Annotated in this window: 16 protein-coding genes; 11 read left to right on the forward strand and 5 right to left on the reverse strand. The window is 71.2% G+C overall.

Going from position 1 to position 18,079, the window contains the following annotated elements; translation table 11 throughout:
- Positions 1-11 precede the first annotated feature (11 nt).
- From J2X26_RS05310 to J2X26_RS05340, 7 genes are all read left to right on the forward strand, one after another.
- Positions 12-1,238 carry an ROK family transcriptional regulator gene (locus J2X26_RS05310; RefSeq protein ID WP_307490399.1) on the forward strand — a complete coding sequence of 409 codons (1,227 nt, stop codon included), beginning with the start codon at positions 12-14 and terminating at the stop codon, positions 1,236-1,238.
- A gap of 124 nt (positions 1,239-1,362) precedes the next feature.
- Complete coding sequence (locus J2X26_RS05315; protein WP_307490400.1) at positions 1,363-2,724, forward strand: extracellular solute-binding protein; 1,362 nt, start codon at positions 1,363-1,365, stop codon at positions 2,722-2,724.
- 2 nt (positions 2,725-2,726) lie between these two features.
- Positions 2,727-3,656, forward strand: coding sequence for a carbohydrate ABC transporter permease (locus J2X26_RS05320; RefSeq protein WP_307490402.1), 930 nt, complete (start codon positions 2,727-2,729; stop codon positions 3,654-3,656).
- Positions 3,657-4,553: a carbohydrate ABC transporter permease gene (locus J2X26_RS05325; RefSeq protein WP_307490404.1), complete on the forward strand. Its 897-nt coding sequence runs from the start codon at positions 3,657-3,659 to the stop codon at positions 4,551-4,553.
- Between the two features lie 24 nt (positions 4,554-4,577).
- Positions 4,578-7,589 (forward strand): alpha-mannosidase, encoded by a 3,012-nt coding sequence (locus tag J2X26_RS05330; RefSeq protein WP_307490406.1) that lies wholly within the window; start codon positions 4,578-4,580, stop codon positions 7,587-7,589.
- A 13-nt stretch (positions 7,590-7,602) separates the two neighbouring features.
- Positions 7,603-8,532 carry an aldo/keto reductase gene (locus J2X26_RS05335; RefSeq protein WP_307490407.1) on the forward strand — a complete coding sequence of 310 codons (930 nt, stop codon included), beginning with the start codon at positions 7,603-7,605 and terminating at the stop codon, positions 8,530-8,532.
- Positions 8,533-8,584: 52 nt separating this feature from the next.
- Positions 8,585-8,989, forward strand: a complete 405-nt coding sequence (locus tag J2X26_RS05340) for a VOC family protein (RefSeq protein ID WP_307490408.1) — start codon at positions 8,585-8,587, stop codon at positions 8,987-8,989.
- Here J2X26_RS05340 and J2X26_RS05345 read toward each other — a convergent pair.
- Genes J2X26_RS05345 through J2X26_RS05355 form a run of 3 tightly spaced genes read right to left on the reverse strand, consistent with a single transcriptional unit; the run spans position 8,986 to position 11,367 of the window.
- On the reverse strand, positions 8,986-9,846 hold the full coding sequence (locus J2X26_RS05345; RefSeq protein ID WP_307490410.1) for a sucrase ferredoxin: 861 nt from the start codon (positions 9,844-9,846) through the stop codon (positions 8,986-8,988). The genes J2X26_RS05340 and J2X26_RS05345 overlap by 4 nt on opposite strands.
- Before the next feature lie 22 nt (positions 9,847-9,868).
- The gene (locus J2X26_RS05350) at positions 9,869-11,122 is read right to left on the reverse strand and encodes a cupin domain-containing protein (protein WP_307490411.1); all 1,254 of its coding nucleotides are present in this window, start codon (positions 11,120-11,122) and stop codon (positions 9,869-9,871) included.
- On the reverse strand, positions 11,122-11,367 hold the full coding sequence (locus tag J2X26_RS05355) for a BatC protein (RefSeq protein WP_307490412.1): 246 nt from the start codon (positions 11,365-11,367) through the stop codon (positions 11,122-11,124). Before J2X26_RS05355 ends, J2X26_RS05350 begins: the two co-directional genes overlap by 1 nt.
- 126 nt (positions 11,368-11,493) lie before the next feature.
- Here J2X26_RS05355 and J2X26_RS05360 point away from each other — a divergent pair, with 126 nt between their 5' ends.
- The 3 genes from J2X26_RS05360 to J2X26_RS05370 are packed head-to-tail and all read left to right on the forward strand — an operon-like array spanning position 11,494 to position 12,744.
- A complete protein-coding gene (locus tag J2X26_RS05360; RefSeq protein ID WP_307490413.1) occupies positions 11,494-11,838 on the forward strand; it encodes an ArsR/SmtB family transcription factor in 345 nt (114 codons plus the stop codon).
- Positions 11,825-12,298 carry an SRPBCC domain-containing protein gene (locus J2X26_RS05365; RefSeq protein ID WP_307490414.1) on the forward strand — a complete coding sequence of 158 codons (474 nt, stop codon included), beginning with the start codon at positions 11,825-11,827 and terminating at the stop codon, positions 12,296-12,298. The genes J2X26_RS05360 and J2X26_RS05365 overlap by 14 nt, the downstream gene beginning before the upstream one ends.
- Entirely contained in the window at positions 12,295-12,744 is a 450-nt protein-coding gene (locus tag J2X26_RS05370; RefSeq protein ID WP_307490416.1) for an SRPBCC family protein, read from the forward strand. Before J2X26_RS05365 ends, J2X26_RS05370 begins: the two co-directional genes overlap by 4 nt.
- Here the strand turns inward: J2X26_RS05370 and J2X26_RS05375 are convergent.
- Together J2X26_RS05375 and J2X26_RS05380 are read right to left on the reverse strand one after the other, a co-directional pair.
- A complete protein-coding gene (locus J2X26_RS05375) occupies positions 12,741-13,079 on the reverse strand; it encodes an iron chaperone (protein ID WP_307490417.1) in 339 nt (112 codons plus the stop codon). The genes J2X26_RS05370 and J2X26_RS05375 overlap by 4 nt on opposite strands.
- A 1-nt stretch (position 13,080) precedes the next feature.
- A complete protein-coding gene (locus tag J2X26_RS05380) occupies positions 13,081-13,371 on the reverse strand; it encodes a DUF4287 domain-containing protein (protein ID WP_307490419.1) in 291 nt (96 codons plus the stop codon).
- Between the two features lie 229 nt (positions 13,372-13,600).
- On the opposite strand from J2X26_RS05380, the gene J2X26_RS05385 reads away from it, so the two are divergent.
- Positions 13,601-18,067 (forward strand): CARDB domain-containing protein, encoded by a 4,467-nt coding sequence (locus J2X26_RS05385; RefSeq protein ID WP_307490421.1) that lies wholly within the window; start codon positions 13,601-13,603, stop codon positions 18,065-18,067.
- Positions 18,068-18,079: the final 12 nt, after the last annotated feature.

Below are 18,079 nucleotides of genomic sequence, written 5' to 3' on the forward strand. Positions count from 1 at the left end.
GGGGGTGGACCATGCGTCGAGGGACGAACCTGCCGCGGATGGCGGGGTTCAACCAGACGGTGATCCTCGACGTGGTCCGGCGTGCCGACTCGGGTCTGACGCGCGCGCAGCTGGCCCGGCGGACCGGCCTGTCCGCGCAGACCGTCACCAACGCGACCCGGCGGCTGCTCGAGCAGGGGCTCGTGCGCGAGGAAGGCGAGGGGTCGCGCCTGGGCCCGGGCCGGCCGGGGACGCTGGTCCACCTCGACCCCCGCGGCCGGTACGCCATCGGCGTCCACCTGGACCCGGCGACCATGACGTTCGTGATCCTCGACCTCGCGGGGAACCCGGTGGCCGAGTCGCACCTGCCGGTGCCGCGTCCGGACCAGCCGGAACGTGTGGTCGAGGGGATCGTCGGTGCGATCGAGGGTCTGGTGGCGTCGGCCGGCATCGACCGCGCCCTCCTGCTCGGCATCGGCATCGCCAGCCCTGGCCCGATCGACGTGGAGCGCGGCATCGTGCTCGACCCGCCGCACCTGCCGGGCTGGGACGGCGTACCGCTGCGGGACGCGGTGCAGGCAGGCACGCAGCTGCCCGTCCTGCTGGACAAGGACACGATCGCGGCGGCGTCGGCGCACCTCTGGGACCCGGGCGTGCACCGGTCCAGCGAGTTCGTCTTCTTCTACCTCGGGACGGGCGTCGCGATGTCCCTGGTGATCCGCGACGAGGTGGTCCGGGGCGCGTCGGGCAACGCGGGCGAGGCGGGACACTTCGTGGTGGACCCGGCGGGGCCGCTGTGCGAGTGCGGCAAGCGCGGCTGCCTCGGCGCGGTGCTCGGCGAGGGGATCCTGGTGCAGCAGGGTCGAGCGGCGGGCGTCCCACTGCCGGAGGCCGGCGACGTGGTCGAGCTGGACCAGGCGTTCACGGTGCTGTGCGCGGCGGCCGACGACGGGGACGCGCGTGCTGTCGAGGTGCTGGAGACAGCGGGCCGTCGGCTCGGGATGGGTGCCGTGGTGGTGACGGACCTCGGTGACCTCGACACGGTGATCGTCGGCGGACCGCTGTGGTCGCGGATGGAGCGGCACGCGATGCCGGCGCTGGAGAAGCTGGTGGCGAGCCACCGGGTGCCCAGCAGCTCGCACGCGGTCGCCGTCCTGGGCTCGCCGCTCGGCTCGCTGGTGGGTGCGGTGGGCGCGGGGCGGCTCGTCCTCGGCCAGGCGTTCACCCCGCGTCCGTCGGACCTCCTGCTGCACGCCTGAGCGGTCTATCGAAGATCCGGACGAACCGGGATCTTGTTAATACGTCATTTCGCGTTAATAATTACTCCCGGCGTGCGGCAACGAAGGCCGGCACGCGAGGAAGCACGGGAGCAAGGGAGCATCCATGCGTCGCAAGGCAGCAGTGGCCGTGACCGGAGTGCTGGCGCTGGCCGCACTCACCGCCTGTTCCAGTGATGACGGCGGCGCCGAGGGCGACGCGGCGGGCGACTCCACCGTCACGGTGGCGTACCAGAAGACCACCGCGTTCCACCAGCTCGACGACATGCTTCAGGTCGCCAAGACCCAGTTCGAGGAAGCGAACCCGGACATCACGATCGACCTGCAGCCCATCGAGGCGGAGCAGGACCAGTACTTCACCAAGCTCGCGCTGATGAACGGTTCCCCCGAGACGGCGCCGGACGTCATCTACGAGGACACGTTCCAGATCCGCTCCGACGCGGCCGCCGGCTACCTGCTGCCCATCGACGACTACCTGGCGGACTGGGAGGACTGGGACCAGTTCTACGAGAACGCGAAGCAGGCCGGGCTCGGTGACGACGGCAAGACCTACGGCGTCTCGATGGGCACGGACACCCGCGGCATCTACTTCAACAAGACGATCTTCGAGCAGGCCGGCCTGCCGACGGACTGGCAGCCGGAGAGCTGGGACGACATCCTCGACGCCGCCCGGACCGTGAAGGAGAAGGTCCCGGACGTCACCCCGCTGAACATCTACTCGGGCAAGGCAGCCGGTGAGGCCACCACGATGCAGGGCTTCGAGATGCTCCTGTACGGGACCGAGGACACGCTCTACGACACCGACTCGAGCAAGTGGGTCCTGGGGTCGCAGGGGTTCACCGACTCGCTCGGGTTCCTCGACACGGTCTACGGCGAGGGTCTGGCACCGAGCCTGGACATCGCGCTCGACGCCGCGGTCGGCAACCGGGTGAGCACCGAGCTGCTCCCCCAGGGCAAGCTCGCGATGGCGATCGACGGCTCGTGGATGCCGGGCGGCTGGATCTCCGGCGAGAACGCCTGGCCCGAGTGGGAGCAGACGATGGGCATGGCGAAGATGCCGACCCAGGACGGTGGCGGCCCCGGCTTCACGTCCATGTCCGGCGGCTGGACCCTCGCGGTCGGCGCGCACGCCGAGGACCCGCAGGCGGCGTTCGACTTCATCACCACGGCGCTGAACAAGGAGAACACCTTCAAGTACGACACCGAGAACAGCCAGATCGCGGTGCGCAAGGACGTGGCCGAGGACCCGGAGTACATCGGCTACAACCCGTCCTTCGCGTTCTTCTCCGCGCTCGTCGACGTGACGCACTTCCGTCCGGCCACCCCGGACTACTCGCAGATCTCGTCGAACATCCAGGTGGCCGCCGAGGCGATGGCCACGCAGCAGCAGTCGCCGGAGGACGCCGCGGCCGCGTACGACGCCGCGGTGATCGGGATCGTCGGCGACGACAACACGACGACCGACTGACCATGGCGGATCTCGCCATCTCGGCGGGTCGCGGCCGGGGGACCTCCGCCCCCCGGTCGCGGCCCACCCGGGTCGCACTCACCCGGGTCCTACCGCTCGTCCCCGCCGTCGCACTGCTCCTGCTGTTCCTCGCAGGACCGATCGTCTACTCGCTGTACGGGTCGCTGACCAACACCGCCCTGACGGGCTACAAGGCGGCCAACCCCGACTTCGTCGGCCTGGACAACTACGCCAACCTGTTCTCCAGCCCCGAGTTCTGGAAGTCCGTCTGGCTCACCGTGCTGTTCGTCGGCGCGTCGGCCGTCATCGGCCAGAACGTGCTGGGGATGCTGCTGGCGCTGCTCATGCGGTCGTCGGTCAAGCCGCTGCGGTCGATCGTCGGCGGGCTGGTCGTCACCGCGTGGGTGCTGCCGGAGGTCGTCGCGGCCTTCGCCCTCTACGCGTTCTTCTCCACCGACGGGACGCTCAACTCGATGCTGGGCTGGATCGGGCTCGAGGGGACCACGTGGCTGATCACGTTCCCGATGTTCGCGGTCATCATGGCGAACATCTGGCGCGGGACGGCCTTCTCGATGATGGTCTACAACGCGGCGCTGTCCGAGGTCCCGCCCGAGATCACCGAGGCCGCGGAGATCGACGGAGCCGGCACGTTCCAGCGCTTCTTCCGCATCACGCTGCCGATGATCCGCCGGTCCATCTCCACGAACCTCATGCTCACCACGCTGCAGACCCTCGGCGTCTTCACGCTGATCTGGGTGATGACCGGCGGCGGTCCCGGGACGGCCAGCTCGACGCTGCCCGTGCTCGCGTACCAGCAGGCGTTCAAGTTCTCCCAGGTCGGGTACGGAACGGCGATCGCGACCGTGACGCTGGTCGTCGGCGCGATCTTCTCGATCGTCTACATCAAGGCGCTGAAGCCGGAGGTGGACTGAATGTCCGTCGTGGACCTGCCCGTCACCACCCCGGTGGTGCCGCCCACCCGCAAGGAGCGCACCGCGCTCGCCTCGCCGCGCGGCCGGACCTCGCGGTGGGTCTCGTCGGTGATTCTCGGCCTCATCGGCCTGACGTTCCTCGTCCCCCTGGCGTGGATCGTGCTGGCGTCTCTCAACCCCACCGCGACGGTGGGCGTCACGTGGCCGGACAGCCCGACGTTCGACAACTTCTCGTCGGTGTTCACCTGGGAGCAGACCCTGTTGCCGCTGTGGAACTCCACCGTCATCTCGATGGGCACGGCCGTCATCACCGTCGTCGTCTCGGTGCTCGCCGCGTATCCGTTGTCCCGGTACCAGATGCGCTTCCGCAGGTCGTTCCTGTACGGGATCCTCTTCGCCACCTGCCTGCCCATCACGGCCATGATGGTGCCGGTCTACGCGCTCTTCGTGAACCTGCACCTGCTCGACTCGGTGCCCGGGACCATCTTCTTCATGGCGGCCACGTCGCTGCCCATGGCGATCTGGATGACGAAGAACTTCATGGACTCGGTTCCGATCTCGCTCGAGGAGGCGGCCTGGGTGGACGGCGCGAGCGCGATGAAGGCGCTGTTGCGGATCGTCCTGCCGCTCATGCGACCGGGCCTCGCGGTCGTGTTCATCTTCGTGTTCACGATGGCGTGGGGGAACTTCTTCGTCCCCTTCGTGCTGCTGTACAGCCCGGAGCACCAGCCGGCCGCCGTCGCGATCTTCGACTTCTTCGGCACCTACGGCTCCGTCGCCTACGGCAAGCTCGCGGCCTTCTCGATCCTGTACGCCACCCCCGTCCTGGTGCTGTACCTGCTGGTCCAGCGGTTCTCCGGCGGCTCGTTCGCCATGGCCGGCGCCGTCAAGGGCTGACCCTTCTCTCGACTAAGGAGCACGATGCACGGCAACCCCCTGCTCGCCGAGGCGCGCATCGACCGATTCGTGGCCGACCAGATCGTCCCGGCCGTCTACCGCGGCCGCGTCCCGCTCGACCTGACCGCGTGGTCGGCTCCCGGCGAGCCGGTGCCGTTCCGCGACGCGGTCGGTCAGGAGTTCGAGCCGGTCGCGCCCGGTCTCGCGTGGGGTGCGCCGTGGAGCACCACCTGGTTCCACGTGACCGGCCAGGTGCCCGACGGCTGGTCCGGCGACGGCACGGCGGTCGAGCTGGTGATCGACCTGGGGTTCTCCCGGATGAACCCGGGGTTCCAGGCCGAGGGGCTGGTCTGGCGGCCGGACGGCACGACCATCAAGGGCGTCTCGCCGATGAACCAGGCGGTGCCGTGGACCGGGGACGCCCGGATCGACGTGTTCGTCGAGGCGGCCGGCAACCCGAACATCGCCAGCAACTTCGGGTTCGTCCCGACGCCGTACGGCGAGCTGGCCACCGCGGGCAGCGAGCCGCAGTACGTGCTGCAGTGCGTCGACGTGGCCCTGCGCGACGTCGCGGTGTGGGAGCTGCTGCAGGACCTGACGGCGCTGATCGGGCTGATGAAGGCGCTGCCCGCGGACTCGACCCGGCGCGCGAGCATCCGGTTCGGGCTCGAGGACCTGCTGGACACGGTCGACCCCGACGACGTCGCGGGGTCCGCCGCCGCCGCACGCAAGTCGCTGCGCCCGCTCCTCGACGCACCCGCGTCGGCCAGCGCGCACCACGCCTACGCGGTCGGGCACGCCCACATCGACTCGGCCTGGCTGTGGCCGGTGCGCGAGACCGTGCGCAAGTGCGCCCGCACGTTCTCCAACGTCATCGCGCTGATGGACGCCGACCCGGACTTCGTGTTCGCGTGCTCGTCGGCCCAGCAGTACGCCTGGATGAAGGAGTTCTACCCCGAGCTGTTCGCGCGCATCCGCGAGAAGGTGGCGGCCGGCCAGTTCGTCCCCGTCGGTGGCATGTGGGTCGAGTCCGACACCAACATGCCCGGCGGCGAGGCGATGGCCCGGCAGATGGTGGCGGGCAAGCGGTTCTTCCTGGACGAGTTCGGCGTGGAGACGCAGGACGTCTGGCTGCCCGACTCGTTCGGCTATTCGGGGGCGCTCCCGCAGATCGTGCGGTCGGCGGGCTCGCGCTGGTTCCTGTCGCAGAAGCTGTCCTGGAACGACACCGACCGGATGCCGCACCACACGTTCACGTGGGAGGGCATCGACGGGTCCCGCGTGCTGACGCACTTCCCGCCGGTCGACACCTACAACTCCGACCTGTCCGCCGTGGAGCTGCTGCACACCGAGCGGAACTTCGCGGAGAAGGGCGTCGCGGGCTCCTCGATCGTGCCGTTCGGCTGGGGCGACGGCGGCGGTGGCCCGACGCGGGAGATGGTCGCCTCGGCGCGCCGGTTCGCGTCGCTCGAGGGCGCTCCGACGGTCGAGCTGGGCAGCCCGAACACGTTCTTCGCGCGGGTCGAGGCCGAGCTGGCGCAGCCGCCGGTGTGGACCGGGGAGATGTACCTCGAGTTCCACCGCGGCACCTACACGTCCCAGGCGCGCACCAAGCAGGGCAACCGGCGCACCGAGCACCTGCTGCGGGAGGCCGAGCTCTGGGCGTCGACAGCCGCGGTGCAGCAGGGCACCGCGTACCCCTACGACGAGCTCGAGCGGATCTGGCGCACCGCGCTGCTGCACCAGTTCCACGACATCCTGCCCGGCAGCTCGATCGGCTGGGTGCACCGCCAGGCGGAGGAGACATACGCGGCGATCGGGGCCGAGCTCGAGGGTCTGATCGCCGCCGCGGCCGCGGACGTCGTCGGCGTCGGGGACGTGCCCGTGCTGCTCAACGCGGCGCCGCACACCCGGTCCGGGGTCGACGCCCTGGGTGCTGGACCCGTCGAGGCCTCCGACGGCGACGCCGTCGTTCTCGTGCGGGGAGAGGACGGCACGGTCCGCGTCCACAACGGGCTCATCGACGTCCACCTCACCGCCGGCGGGCAGATCGACTCGCTGCGGGACCTGCTGGCCGACCGCGAGGTGATCCCGGCGGGCGCGCTCGCCAACCTGCTCCAGCTGCACCGCGACGCCCCCGCGCAGTGGGACGCGTGGGACATCGACAAGGAGTACCGCCGGGTGGGCACCGACCTGCTCGACGCCGACAGCCGCGAGGTGGTCTCCGAGACCGCGGACGCCGTCGTCGTGCGCACCACGCGCTCGTTCGGCTCGTCGCGACTGGTCCAGGACATCACCGTGCGCCGCGGCAGCGCGGCCGTCGAGATCGTCACCGAGGTCGACTGGCACGAGCGGCAGAAGCTGCTCAAGCTCGCGTTCCCGCTCGACGTGCTCGCGGACCGGTCGGCCGCCGAGACCCAGTTCGGGCACGTCTACCGGCCGACCCACACCAACACGTCGTGGGACGCGGCCCGGTTCGAGATCTGTGCGCACCGCTGGGTGCACGTGGGCGAGACCGGCTACGGCGTCGCGATCGCCAACGACTCCACCTACGGCCACGACATCACCCGTCGACCGGGTGGCTCCGGCACGACGGTCCGACTGTCGCTCCTGCGGGCTCCGCTGTTCCCGGACCCCGAGGCGGACCAGGGGCACCACCGTCTGACCACGGTCCTGCACCCGGGTGCCGCGATCGCCGACGCCGTCCAGGACGGCTACCGCACCAACCTGGCCGAGAGGGTGGTCCTCGGTGCACGCACGGCCGAGCCGTTGGTCACCGTGTCGAACCCGGCCGTCGTGGTCGAGTCCGTCAAGCTCGCGGAGGACCGGAGCGGCGACGTGGTCGTCCGCCTGTACGAGTCGCTGGGCGGGAAGGCGCGTGCGACGCTCGTGCCAGGTTTCCCGGTGTCGGGTGCCCGAGCGGTCGACCTGCTCGAGCGGGACGTCGACGCACCCGGCGTCGAGGTGACCGACCAGGCCGTCGAGCTCGCGCTGCGGCCCTTCCAGCTGGTCACGCTGCGTCTGCCGCGAACATGAGAGGACACCTGCTGTGAAGACCTTCACCCTGCCCGGCACCGACATCGTCGTCCCGAACGTCGTGCTCGGGCTCATGCGGATCGCGGACAAGACCGACGACGAGATCCGCACCCTGGTGGGCGCCGGGCGGGACGCAGGGATCACGATGATCGACCACGCCGACATCTACGGCGGCGCGATGCACGTGTGCGAGCGGCGGTACGCCGAGGCGCTGCGGCTGACCCCGGCCGACCGCGCCGAGGTCGTCATCCAGTCCAAGTGCGGCATCGTGCCGCCCGACGGCTTCGACTTCTCCTACGAGCACATCGTCGAGTCGGTGGACGGCTCGCTCGACGCGCTCGGCACCGACTACCTCGACATCCTGCTGCTCCACCGCCCGGACGCCCTGGTGGAGCCGGACGAGGTGGCGCGGGCGTTCGACCAGCTCGAGGCCGCCGGCAAGGTGCGAGCGTTCGGCGTCTCCAACCAGACGCCGGGGCAGATCGCGCTGCTGAGGAAGTCCGTCCGCCAGCCGATCGTGGCCAACCAGCTGCAGCTGTCGATCACGCACTCGTCGATCATCGCCCGCGGGGTCGCCGCCAACATGCAGGCCGAGGACCAGTCGATCGACCGCGACGGCGGCATCCTCGACTACTGCCGCCTGAACGACATCACCATCCAGGCGTGGTCCCCGTTCCAGGCGGGGTTCTTCACCGGGGTGTTCCTCGGCTCGCCCGACTACCCGGAGCTCAACGCGGTGATCGACCGGCTGGCGGGGAAGTACGACGTCCCGCCGATCGCGATCGCGACCGCGTGGATCACCCGTCACCCCGCGCAGATGCAGGTGATCCTGGGGACGACGAGCCCCGACCGGGTCACCGGCGCGGCGCAGGGTTCGGACATCCCGCTGACCCGGCCCGAGTGGTACGAGCTGTTCCGGACGGCGGGCTACATCGTCCCCTGATCGGTCAGGAACGAAGAAGCGCGGCCGTAGCCGCGCTCCTAGGGTCGATTCCATGACGATCTCACTCCAGTACACCAACATCACCGTCAGCGACGTGGACGAGGCGCTCGCGTTCTACCGGGACGCCCTCGGCCTCGACGTCAAGCAGGACGTGTCGGCCGGCGACTACCGCTGGGTCACTCTCGGCAGCGATGCCCAGCCCGGCCTGGGCATCGTCCTGTCCGAGCCCCACGCCGGGCGGTCGCAGGCCGACGGCGACGTCATCCAGGAGCTGCTCGCCAAGGGCGTCCTGCCGATGCTCGTGTTCGCCTCCGACGACGTGGACGCCACCTTCGAGACCGTGAAGGCGGCCGGCGCCGAAGTGGTCCAGGAGCCGACCGACCAGGGCTGGGGGCCGCGCGACTGCGCATTCCGGGACCCGTCGGGCAACCACATCCGGATCTCGCAGGCGTCCTAGGGCTCGATCCCGGCGAGCGCCCACTGCCGCACCGGCAGTGCCTGGGTGGCGGCGCAGGTGGAGAGCAGGGGTGCCGACGACGCCTCGACGAGCCCGACGGTCACCGGACCGTCGGGCGAGTCGAGCCGGACCGACCAGCCGTCGGCCGTGCGCTGCTCGCCCAGCGGCGGGTAGGCGTCGAGGCGGTGGTCGCCGAGCTGTTCGCGGGCGAAGTGCTGCGCGGCCTGGACCGGGTGCGAGTACGCGCTGCGGCCGCGCAGGAGCTGCGGGTGCACGCGCCCGGCGAGGTACGCGTCGGCCACCGTGACCGCGTCGCCGTCGTCGACCCAGCCGTAGTACAGGCCGTGCGGGAGCAGGACCATCGTGCCCGCGAAGCGGTCGCCGCCCAGGTGCGAGCACTCCCAGGTCTCCTCCGGGTACGCGGAGGCCAGCCGCGCGGCGACCGCTCGCCCGCGGACCGCGCAGCACTGGTCGTGACGGCCGTGGGCACAGACGGCGAAGACGGGTCGGTCCGACGGCACGCCTGCGGAGCCGTCCAGCGGCACGTCGAGCAGCTCGCGGGGCTCGTCGACGTGGCCCCACAGCACGGACTCGCGGCCGGGGCGCGAGTCGACCAGCGCCCACCGCGTCCCGACCTGCGCGGCACGTCGCCCCGGGCGCCGGATGGCGAGCGGGCGGATCCCCTCGCCCTCGATCCGGTGCACCAGCGCGCGGCCGAGGGCGTGGTCGAACGGCGGGTCGATCAGCGCGTGCCGACCCCAGGCAGCCTGGTTCTCGACCAGGAACCAGCGGTCGCCGTGGGAGCCGGTGCCGACGAGGGGGTCGCCGCGGTCGCGGGCGCCGTCGCTGCAGGGCACCCACTCTCCGCTCACGACGAGGTCACGGCGACGTCACCACCACGCCCTCGCGCAGCAGGCGGCGGACGACGACGAGCGCGCTGGCCAGGTCGAGGCCGGGGAGCGACCCGACGGTGACCGGGTCGCCGGTGCGGAGCGTGTGGAGGGCCGACGCGGCCTCGACGGGCAACGTCAGCACCGTGCCCCGGGCGGTCAGCCGCACGCGGTCGCCCGCCGTCTCGATGCGGCCGCCGTAGCCGCTGCGCCACCGCACGCGGGTGTCCTCGGTCAGCCCGGTGATCGCGTCGAGGGTAGCCAGCGGGGCGACCGGTTCCGGGCGGGTGTCGCGGCCGAACCGGGCGCCGAGGCGGCTCGCGGCTCGCTGTGCGGGGTCGTCTGTCGCGGTGAGGGCCGCGACGAGGTCGGTCAGGGTCTCCTCGACGATCGGGCGCAGCTGGTCCGGGTCGCTGACGTCAATCCCCAGCGGCAGCGACGCGCGCAGCGCCGGGGAGTCGCCGAGCAGGCTCAGGAGCATGTCGACGACGTCCGCGCGGGTGTACGCGGACAGCCCGACGGTCAGGTGGATGGAGGTGTCGCCGAGCGCGGTCGCGGAGTGGATCCAGCCGCGCGGCAGGTAGAGGGCGTCGCCGGGGCGCAGGACCCGGTCGATGACGGGCGTGCGACGGCCGGCGTCGGCGACCGCGGCCCGGTGGTCGGTCCACACCTGGTCCTTGAGCGGGTCCGGGTGCACGGGCGCGTGGATGACCCAGTGCTTCTCGCCGGACACCTGCAGGACGAACACGTCGTGGGTGTCGTAGTGCGGCGAGAACCCCTGCGACGACGGCGGCGTGACGTAGGCGTTGACCTGCGCGGGATGCCCCAGCTGCTCGACGAGCTCCCGCGTGAAGTCGATCAGCGGCGGCCACATCCGGTGCAGCCCCTGGAGCACGATCGTCGCGCCCGCGGCGAGCTCGGCGAGCACCTTGTCGCTCGACACCTGGTCGGACACCTCGGCGCCGAGCCCGCCCGACGCGGTGAACCGGGCCGGGGGTAGGACGTCGCCCTCGCGGGCCAGCCGGACGAAGGGCGTGCGCAGGGCGCGTCGGCCGACGAGCTCGTCGACCGCGGCGGCGGAGAACAGGTCCGTGAAGTCGTCGTTCGCGGGGGAGAGCAGGGCCGCGCGGCCCCAGAACTCCTGGGCGAACCGCTCGGTGGGGACGCTGATGCAGCGGGAGAGCGCGGACCGCAGGACCGGTCCGCGCTCTCGTTCCTGCCGCCTCAGGATGCTCTCGGGCACTACGCCGAGCCGTCCGCCCCGCCGTCGTGCCCGCCGGGGTTCGCGCCCCCGTCGGCCGGTCCCTCGCCTGCGGAGCCGTCGGCACCCCCGTCGTGCCCGCCGGGGTTGGCGCCGCCGTCGGCGGGTCCCTCGCCTGCGGAGCCGTCCGCGCCGCCGTCGTGACCACCCGGGTTGGCGCCGCCGTCGGCCACGCCCTCCCCCGCGGGCGCCGGCTCGGTGGTGATGTCGTCATCGTTGATGCTCATGGACACTCCCCTCGTCTCGCAGCCGTGCAGCGGCGTCGCCGCCTTCGCGAGCGTATGCGCTTGACGAGCGGCGCGCCGGAGGAGCATTCTTCAACCAACAAGTTGCACAACCGAGAGGTTTCACAGGTGGATCCGCTCAGTGCGACGTTCGCCGCTCTCGCCGATCCGACCCGCCGGGCGATCCTCGCCCGGCTGGCCGACGGCGAGGCGACGGTGACCCAGCTGGCGGAGCCGTTCGACATGACCACGCAGGCCGTCTCCAAGCACCTCCGGGTGCTCGAGGAGGCCGGTCTGATCACCCGGGGCAGGCGCGCGCAGTGGCGGCCGAGCCGGCTCCGCGAGGACGCGCTGGACGACGCCACCGACTGGCTCGAGCACCACCGGGCGGCGTTCCGGCAGCGCTTCGACGCCCTGGACCGCGAGATCGCCGCGCTGCGCACGGACGAGGGGAACCACGATGGGAACCACTGAGCTGATCGTCGAGCCGGGGCGGCAGGACGTCGTCGTCGTGCACGACTTCGAGGCGCCGCCCGAGGTGGCGTTCCGCGCCTACACGGACCCGGAGCTGATGCCGCGCTGGAAGGGGTCGGAGCGGTTCGCGGTCGTCGTGGACGAGCACGACCTGCGGGTCGGCGGGCGGTGGCGGCTGGTGATGACGCGCGCCGACGGCACCGAGTACCCGATGCGCGGGGTCTTCCACGAGGTCAGCGCGCCGCACCGGCTCGTGTCGACCTACGAGTTCGAGCCCGGCGGTCCGGGGGCGCTGCAGCTGGTGGTCGAGACGTTCGAGCCCACGCCTACCGGGTGCCGGCTGACGTCGGTGTCGCTGTTCGCGTCGGTCGAGGACCGCGACGGCTGGGTGCCGTCCGGCGGGCTGGAGTCCGGGACGCGCGCGTCGATGGCCATGCTCGACGAGGTGCTGGCGTCATGACCGACCTCGAGGTGCAGCGGGCGTTCGACGCCCCGGCGAGTGCCCTGTGGGCCGCCTGGACCGAGTCCGACGCCGTCCGCGCGTGGTGGGGACCCCAGGGGTTCACGTGCCCGGTCGCGCGGATGGACGTGCGGGTCGGCGGGGTCTCGCTGGTCGCGATGCGGACGCCCGACGGGGTCGACCTCTGGAACACGTGGACCTACACGCGGATCGTCGACGGCGAGCGGCTGGAGTTCGTCAACGGGTTCAGCGACGCGGACGGCGGCTCCCACGACCCGCAGGAGCTCGGCTTCCCGGCCGGCATCCCGCGCGAGGTCCCCCACGTGATCACGGTCCGCGACGGGCTCCTGACCGTGGTCGAGCGCGGGTACGCCGACGCGCAGACCGCCGAGCTGTCTCGGCAGGGTCTGGAGTCGTCGCTCGACAAGCTCGCCGCGACGTTCTAGGGGTGCCGGGCGCGCAACGCGACGGCGATGCGCTCGACGAGCTCGGTCGGCACCGGGTCGCGGTACAGGAGCTTCACCGTGTCCTTCGCCGCCCGGTACGGCGCCACCTCGGCCTCCAGGTCCGCCTCCAGGGGCGAGACCGGGTAGAGCCCGACGTGGTGCTTCCAGCCGGCGAAGTGCAGGGCGTACCGGTCGCTCAGCATGAACGCGGGCATGCCGTAGCGGATCCGCTCCTCGGCGCCGGGGAGCGCGCGGCGCAGCGCCTCGGCGACGTCGGTCAGGATCGGGCGGACCTCGTCGGGGAACGTCGCGATGTAGTCGTCGGTGGCGTTCATGTCAGCTCGGCTTCGTCGCCTTGCCGTCGAGCCACAGCGTCTCGGACTCGTCGCGGTGCACGCCATCCGTGCCGACGTGCTTGGTGCTGATCGTCGGCCCCTTGGAGATGACGTGCCACAGCGCCATGGCGTGCCCGCGCCCGAGGCCGTAGTCCTCCGCGAGCCAGGTCACCACGCCGGCCGCCTTGGCGCCCGGGGCGTCGAGGCCCTTCTCGTGCGCGATCGCCACCAGCTGCCGCGGCGTGAGACCGGTCTTGTCCTCGATGGTGTCCAGGTAGGCCTGGAACGACATGGGTGTCTCCTCTCGTCCTGGAAAACCTAGCGTGACCCGATGACACACGCCCTTGACGGGATGCGCGAGATGTTCGTAATGTCGCACCTCACTACTGCAAGAACTCGACAAACAGAATGCACAAAGCCGTGCATCCCGGTCGCGATGAACCGCACTCATCTCGCCGTCCGCTCTCCACACCCCTCACGGGGTCGACCCCTGCAATGACGCAGGGAGAACGAGGACGTCCATGAGAACTCGGTTGAAGCACGCGATCGTGGCTGGTGCCACGATCGCGCTCGTCGCGCCCCTGGGCGTCGCGCTCGTGGCGCAGGGGGCGTCCGCCGCCCCCGTGCTGCTCTCTGCGGGCAAGCCCGCCACCGCCAGCAGCTCGAACCAGACCTACGTCACCGGCAACGTCACCGACGGGAACCAGGCCAGCTACTGGGAGTCCGCGAACAACGCGTTCCCGCAGTGGGTCCAGGTGGACCTCGGCGCCGCCGCGACCGTCACCGACGTCACCCTGAAGATCCCCGGCGGCTGGGGCGCCCGGAACGAGACCGTCACGCTCCAGGGCTCGACCGACGGGTCCAGCTTCACGACGCTCAAGGCGTCGGCGTCCTACGCGTTCACCGGCAGCAACACCGTCGCCGTCGACGTGGCCGACACCAGCGCTCGCTACGTCCGCGCCGCCGTCAGCGCCAACACCGGCTGGCCCGCTGCGCAACTGTCCGAGGTCGAGGTCTACGGCACCTCGTCGACACCGCCCGTGGACCCGCCGGAGGGCAGCAACCTCGCGCAGGGCCGCCCGATCACCGCGACCTCCGTCCAGCAGACCTACGTCGCCGGCAACGCGGTCGACGGCTCCACCGCCACGTACTGGGAGGGTGCCCCCGGCGCGTACCCGTCGAACCTCACGGTGTCGCTGGCCGGGCCGTCCACGCTGACCGGCGTCGCCGTCTTGCTCAACCCCGACGCGGCGTGGGGCAACCGGACGCAGACGTTCACCGTCGAGGGCCGCACGGGCAGCGGTTCCTGGAGCGCCCTCAAGGCGTCCGCCGCGTACGCGTTCAGCCCGTCGTCCGGCAACACGGTGACCATCCCGGTCACCGGGTCCGCGACGGACGTCCGGCTCGTGTTCACCGCGAACACCGGGTCCTCCAACGCCCAGGTCGCCGAGCTGCAGGTGTTCGGCAGCACCACGCCCGTGCCGACGAGCCCTGACCTCCAGGTCGCTCTGACGACGAACCCGATCGCGGTGACGCCGACGCAGGCGATCTCCGTCGGCGCCACGGTCCGGAACTCCGGGACCGCCGGCTCTGCGGCCACGACGGCCGTCGTCGCGATCGGTGGCACGAACGTCGGCACCGCGAACGTCCCGGCGCTCGCGGCCGGTGCGCAGACCACGATCACCGTCAACGCGGGCACCCGCGCCACCGGCACCTACCCGCTCACGGTCACGGTCGACCCGGCGAACACGGTCGCCGAGTCGAACGAGACCAACAACGTGGCCAGCGGGTCGGTCGTGGTCTCGTCGGGTCCGGAGCCCACCACCGCGGATCTCCAGGTCAGCCTCACGGGCACCTCGCCCGCGAGCCCGACGCCCACGGACGCCGTCACCGTCACCGGCACGGCACGCAACACCGGCACGGCCGGATCGGCCGCGACGACGGTCGCGCTCACCCTGAACGGCACGGCGGTCGGCACGGCGAACGTCGGCGCGCTCGCCGCGGGCGCGCAGCAGAACGTGTCCGTGAGCATCGGCACCCGCGCCGCCGGCACCTACGCGCTGGTCGCTTCCGTGGACCCGACGAACACCGTCGCCGAGTCCAACGAGAGCAACAACACCGCCACGGCGTCCCTCGTCGTCACGGCACCGCCGACCGGCGACGGCTCGGACCTCGCCGCCGGCCGCCCCGCGACCGCGTCGTCGACCGAGTTCTCCTTCGTCGCCGGCAACGCGGTCGACGCCGACCCGAACACGTACTGGGAGGGGGCCGGCGGTGCCTACCCGAGCTGGCTCGCCGTGAACCTGGCGTCGCAGTCGACGCTCCAGCAGGTGGTCGTCGGCGTCCCGCCGGTCGCCGCCTGGGGTGCGCGGACGCAGACGTTCTCGATCGAGGGCCGCGTCGGCACCGGGGCGTGGACGTCGCTGAAGGCGTCGGCCGCGTACGCGTTCGCGCCGGGGTCGGGCAACAGGGTGACCATCCCGGTCAGCGGCTCGGCCACGGACGTCCGGCTCGTCTTCACCGGCAACACCGGTGCCGGCAACGGGCAGGTCTCCGTGCTCCAGGTGATCGGCCTCCCGGCACCCAACCCGGACCTCACGGTCACCGCCGTGACGGCCAGCCCGGCCTCGCCCGTCGAGACCGCGGCGATCACGCTCTCCGCGACCGTGCGCAACGGCGGGAACCTCGCCTCGGCCGCGACCACCGTGGACCTCACGGTCGACGGGACTCGCGTCGACGCGGTCGCCGTTCCCGCGCTCGCGGCCGGCCAGTCCACGACGGTCTCGAAGGCCATCGGCACGCGGCCCGCCGGCTCGTACACGATCGGCGCGGTCGTCGACCCCGCCAACACCGTCGTCGAGCAGAACGAGGCCAACAACGGCTACAGCAACCCCACCAAGGTCGTCGTGACCGAGGCGCCCGGCCCGGACCTGCAGGTCCTCGCCATCGCGTCGAACCCGGCCAACCCGGCCGTCGGCTCGTCGGTCTCCTTCACGGTCACCGTGAAGAACCGGGGGTCGCAGTCCGCGGCCGCATCGACCACGCGGCTCGTCGTCGGCAGCACCACCCTCACCGGGTCGACGGGAGCCCTCGTCGCGGGGGCGACGGCCACCGTCGCGATCTCCGGCACCTGGACCGCCGCCTCGGGCGGGGCCACGCTCACGGCCACGGCCGACGCGACGAACACCGTCGCCGAGACCAACGAGAACAACAACACGCTCGCGCAGTCGATCGTCGTCGGACGCGGGGCGGCCGTCCCGTACACGTCCTACGAGGCGGAAGCCGGCACCTACACGGGCACCCTGCTCGAGGCCGACGCGCTGCGGACGTTCGGGCACACCAACTTCGGCACCGAGTCCTCGGGTCGCAAGTCGGTGCGCCTCACCAGCCAGGGGCAGTACGTGCAGTTCACGTCGACCAACGCCACCAACTCGATCGTGATCCGGAACTCGATCCCGGACGCGGCGGGCGGCGGCGGCCAGGACGCGACCATCAGCCTGTACGCCAACGGCACGTTCGTGCAGAAGGTGACGCTCTCCAGCCGGCACAGCTGGCTGTACGGGACCACCGACCAGCCCGAGGGGCTGTCCAACACCCCGGGTGGCGACGCCCGACGGCTGTTCGACGAGTCCCACGCGCTGCTCGCCCAGTCCTACCCGGCGGGCACGGTGTTCCGGCTGCAGCGCGACACCGGGGACTCGGCGGCGTTCTACATCATCGACCTGGTCGACCTGGAGCAGGTGGCACCCGCACTCCCCAAGCCCGCGGAGTGCACGTCGATCACCGCGTACGGCGCCGTGCCGAACGACGGTCTGGACGACACCGCAGCCCTCCAGGCAGCCGTGACGGCCGACCAGAACGGCCAGATCAGCTGCGTCTGGATCCCCGAGGGTCAGTGGCGGCAGGAGAAGAAGATCCTCACCGACGACCCGCTGAACCGCGGGATGTACAACCAGGTGGGCATCTCGAACGTCACCATCCGCGGGGCCGGCATGTGGCGCTCGCAGCTGTACTCGCTGATCGAGCCGCAGGACGCGAACACCCTCAACCACCCGCACGAGGGCAACTTCGGGTTCGACATCGACAAGGGCGTCCAGATCTCCGACATCGCCATCTTCGGCTCCGGCCGGATCCGTGGCGGCGACGGGAACGACGAGGGCGGCGTCGGGCTCAACGGCCGGTTCGGCACGGGCACCACGATCAGCAACGTGTGGATCGAGCACGCCAACGTGGGCGTCTGGGTCGGTCGGGACTACGACAACATCCCTGAGCTCTGGGGACCCGCCGACGGCCTGCAGTTCACCGGCATGCGGATCCGCAACACCTACGCCGACGGGATCAACTTCTCCAACGGCACGCGGAACTCGCGGGTGTTCAACTCCTCGTTCCGCACCACCGGTGACGACGCGCTGGCCATCTGGGCCAACCCGTACGTGAAGGACCGGACCGCCGACAACGCCCACGACAACCACTTCGTGAACAACACGATCCAGCTGCCGTGGCGCGCCAACGGGATCGCCATCTACGGCGGCTCCAACCAGTCGATCGAGAACAACCTCGTCTACGACACGATGAACTACCCGGGCATCATGCTGGCCACCGACCACAGCCCCCTGCCGTTCGGCGGGACCACGCTGATCGCTAACAACGGTCTGTACCGGACCGGCGGGGCGTTCTGGAACGAGGACCAGGAGTTCGGGGCGATCACGATCTTCCCGAGCACCCTGGACATCACCGGCGTCACCATCCGGGACACCGACATCGACGACTCCACCTACGACGGCATCCAGTTCAAGAACGGCGGCGGCGTCGTGCCGGACGTCCGGGTCACGAACGTGCGGATCACCAACTCCCGCAACGGTGCCGGAATCCTGGCGATGAGCGGGATCCGCGGCAACGCGATCCTGTCCAACGTCACGTTCTCCGGGAACGCGACCGGCAACGTGGTCACGCAGCCGGGCAGCCAGTTCGTCATCACGGGGAGCTGACCCACCGCCGAA

Origin of the sequence: Cellulomonas humilata, from assembly GCF_030814415.1 — a bacterium.
GTDB lineage: Bacteria > Actinomycetota > Actinomycetes > Actinomycetales > Cellulomonadaceae > Cellulomonas > Cellulomonas humilata_A.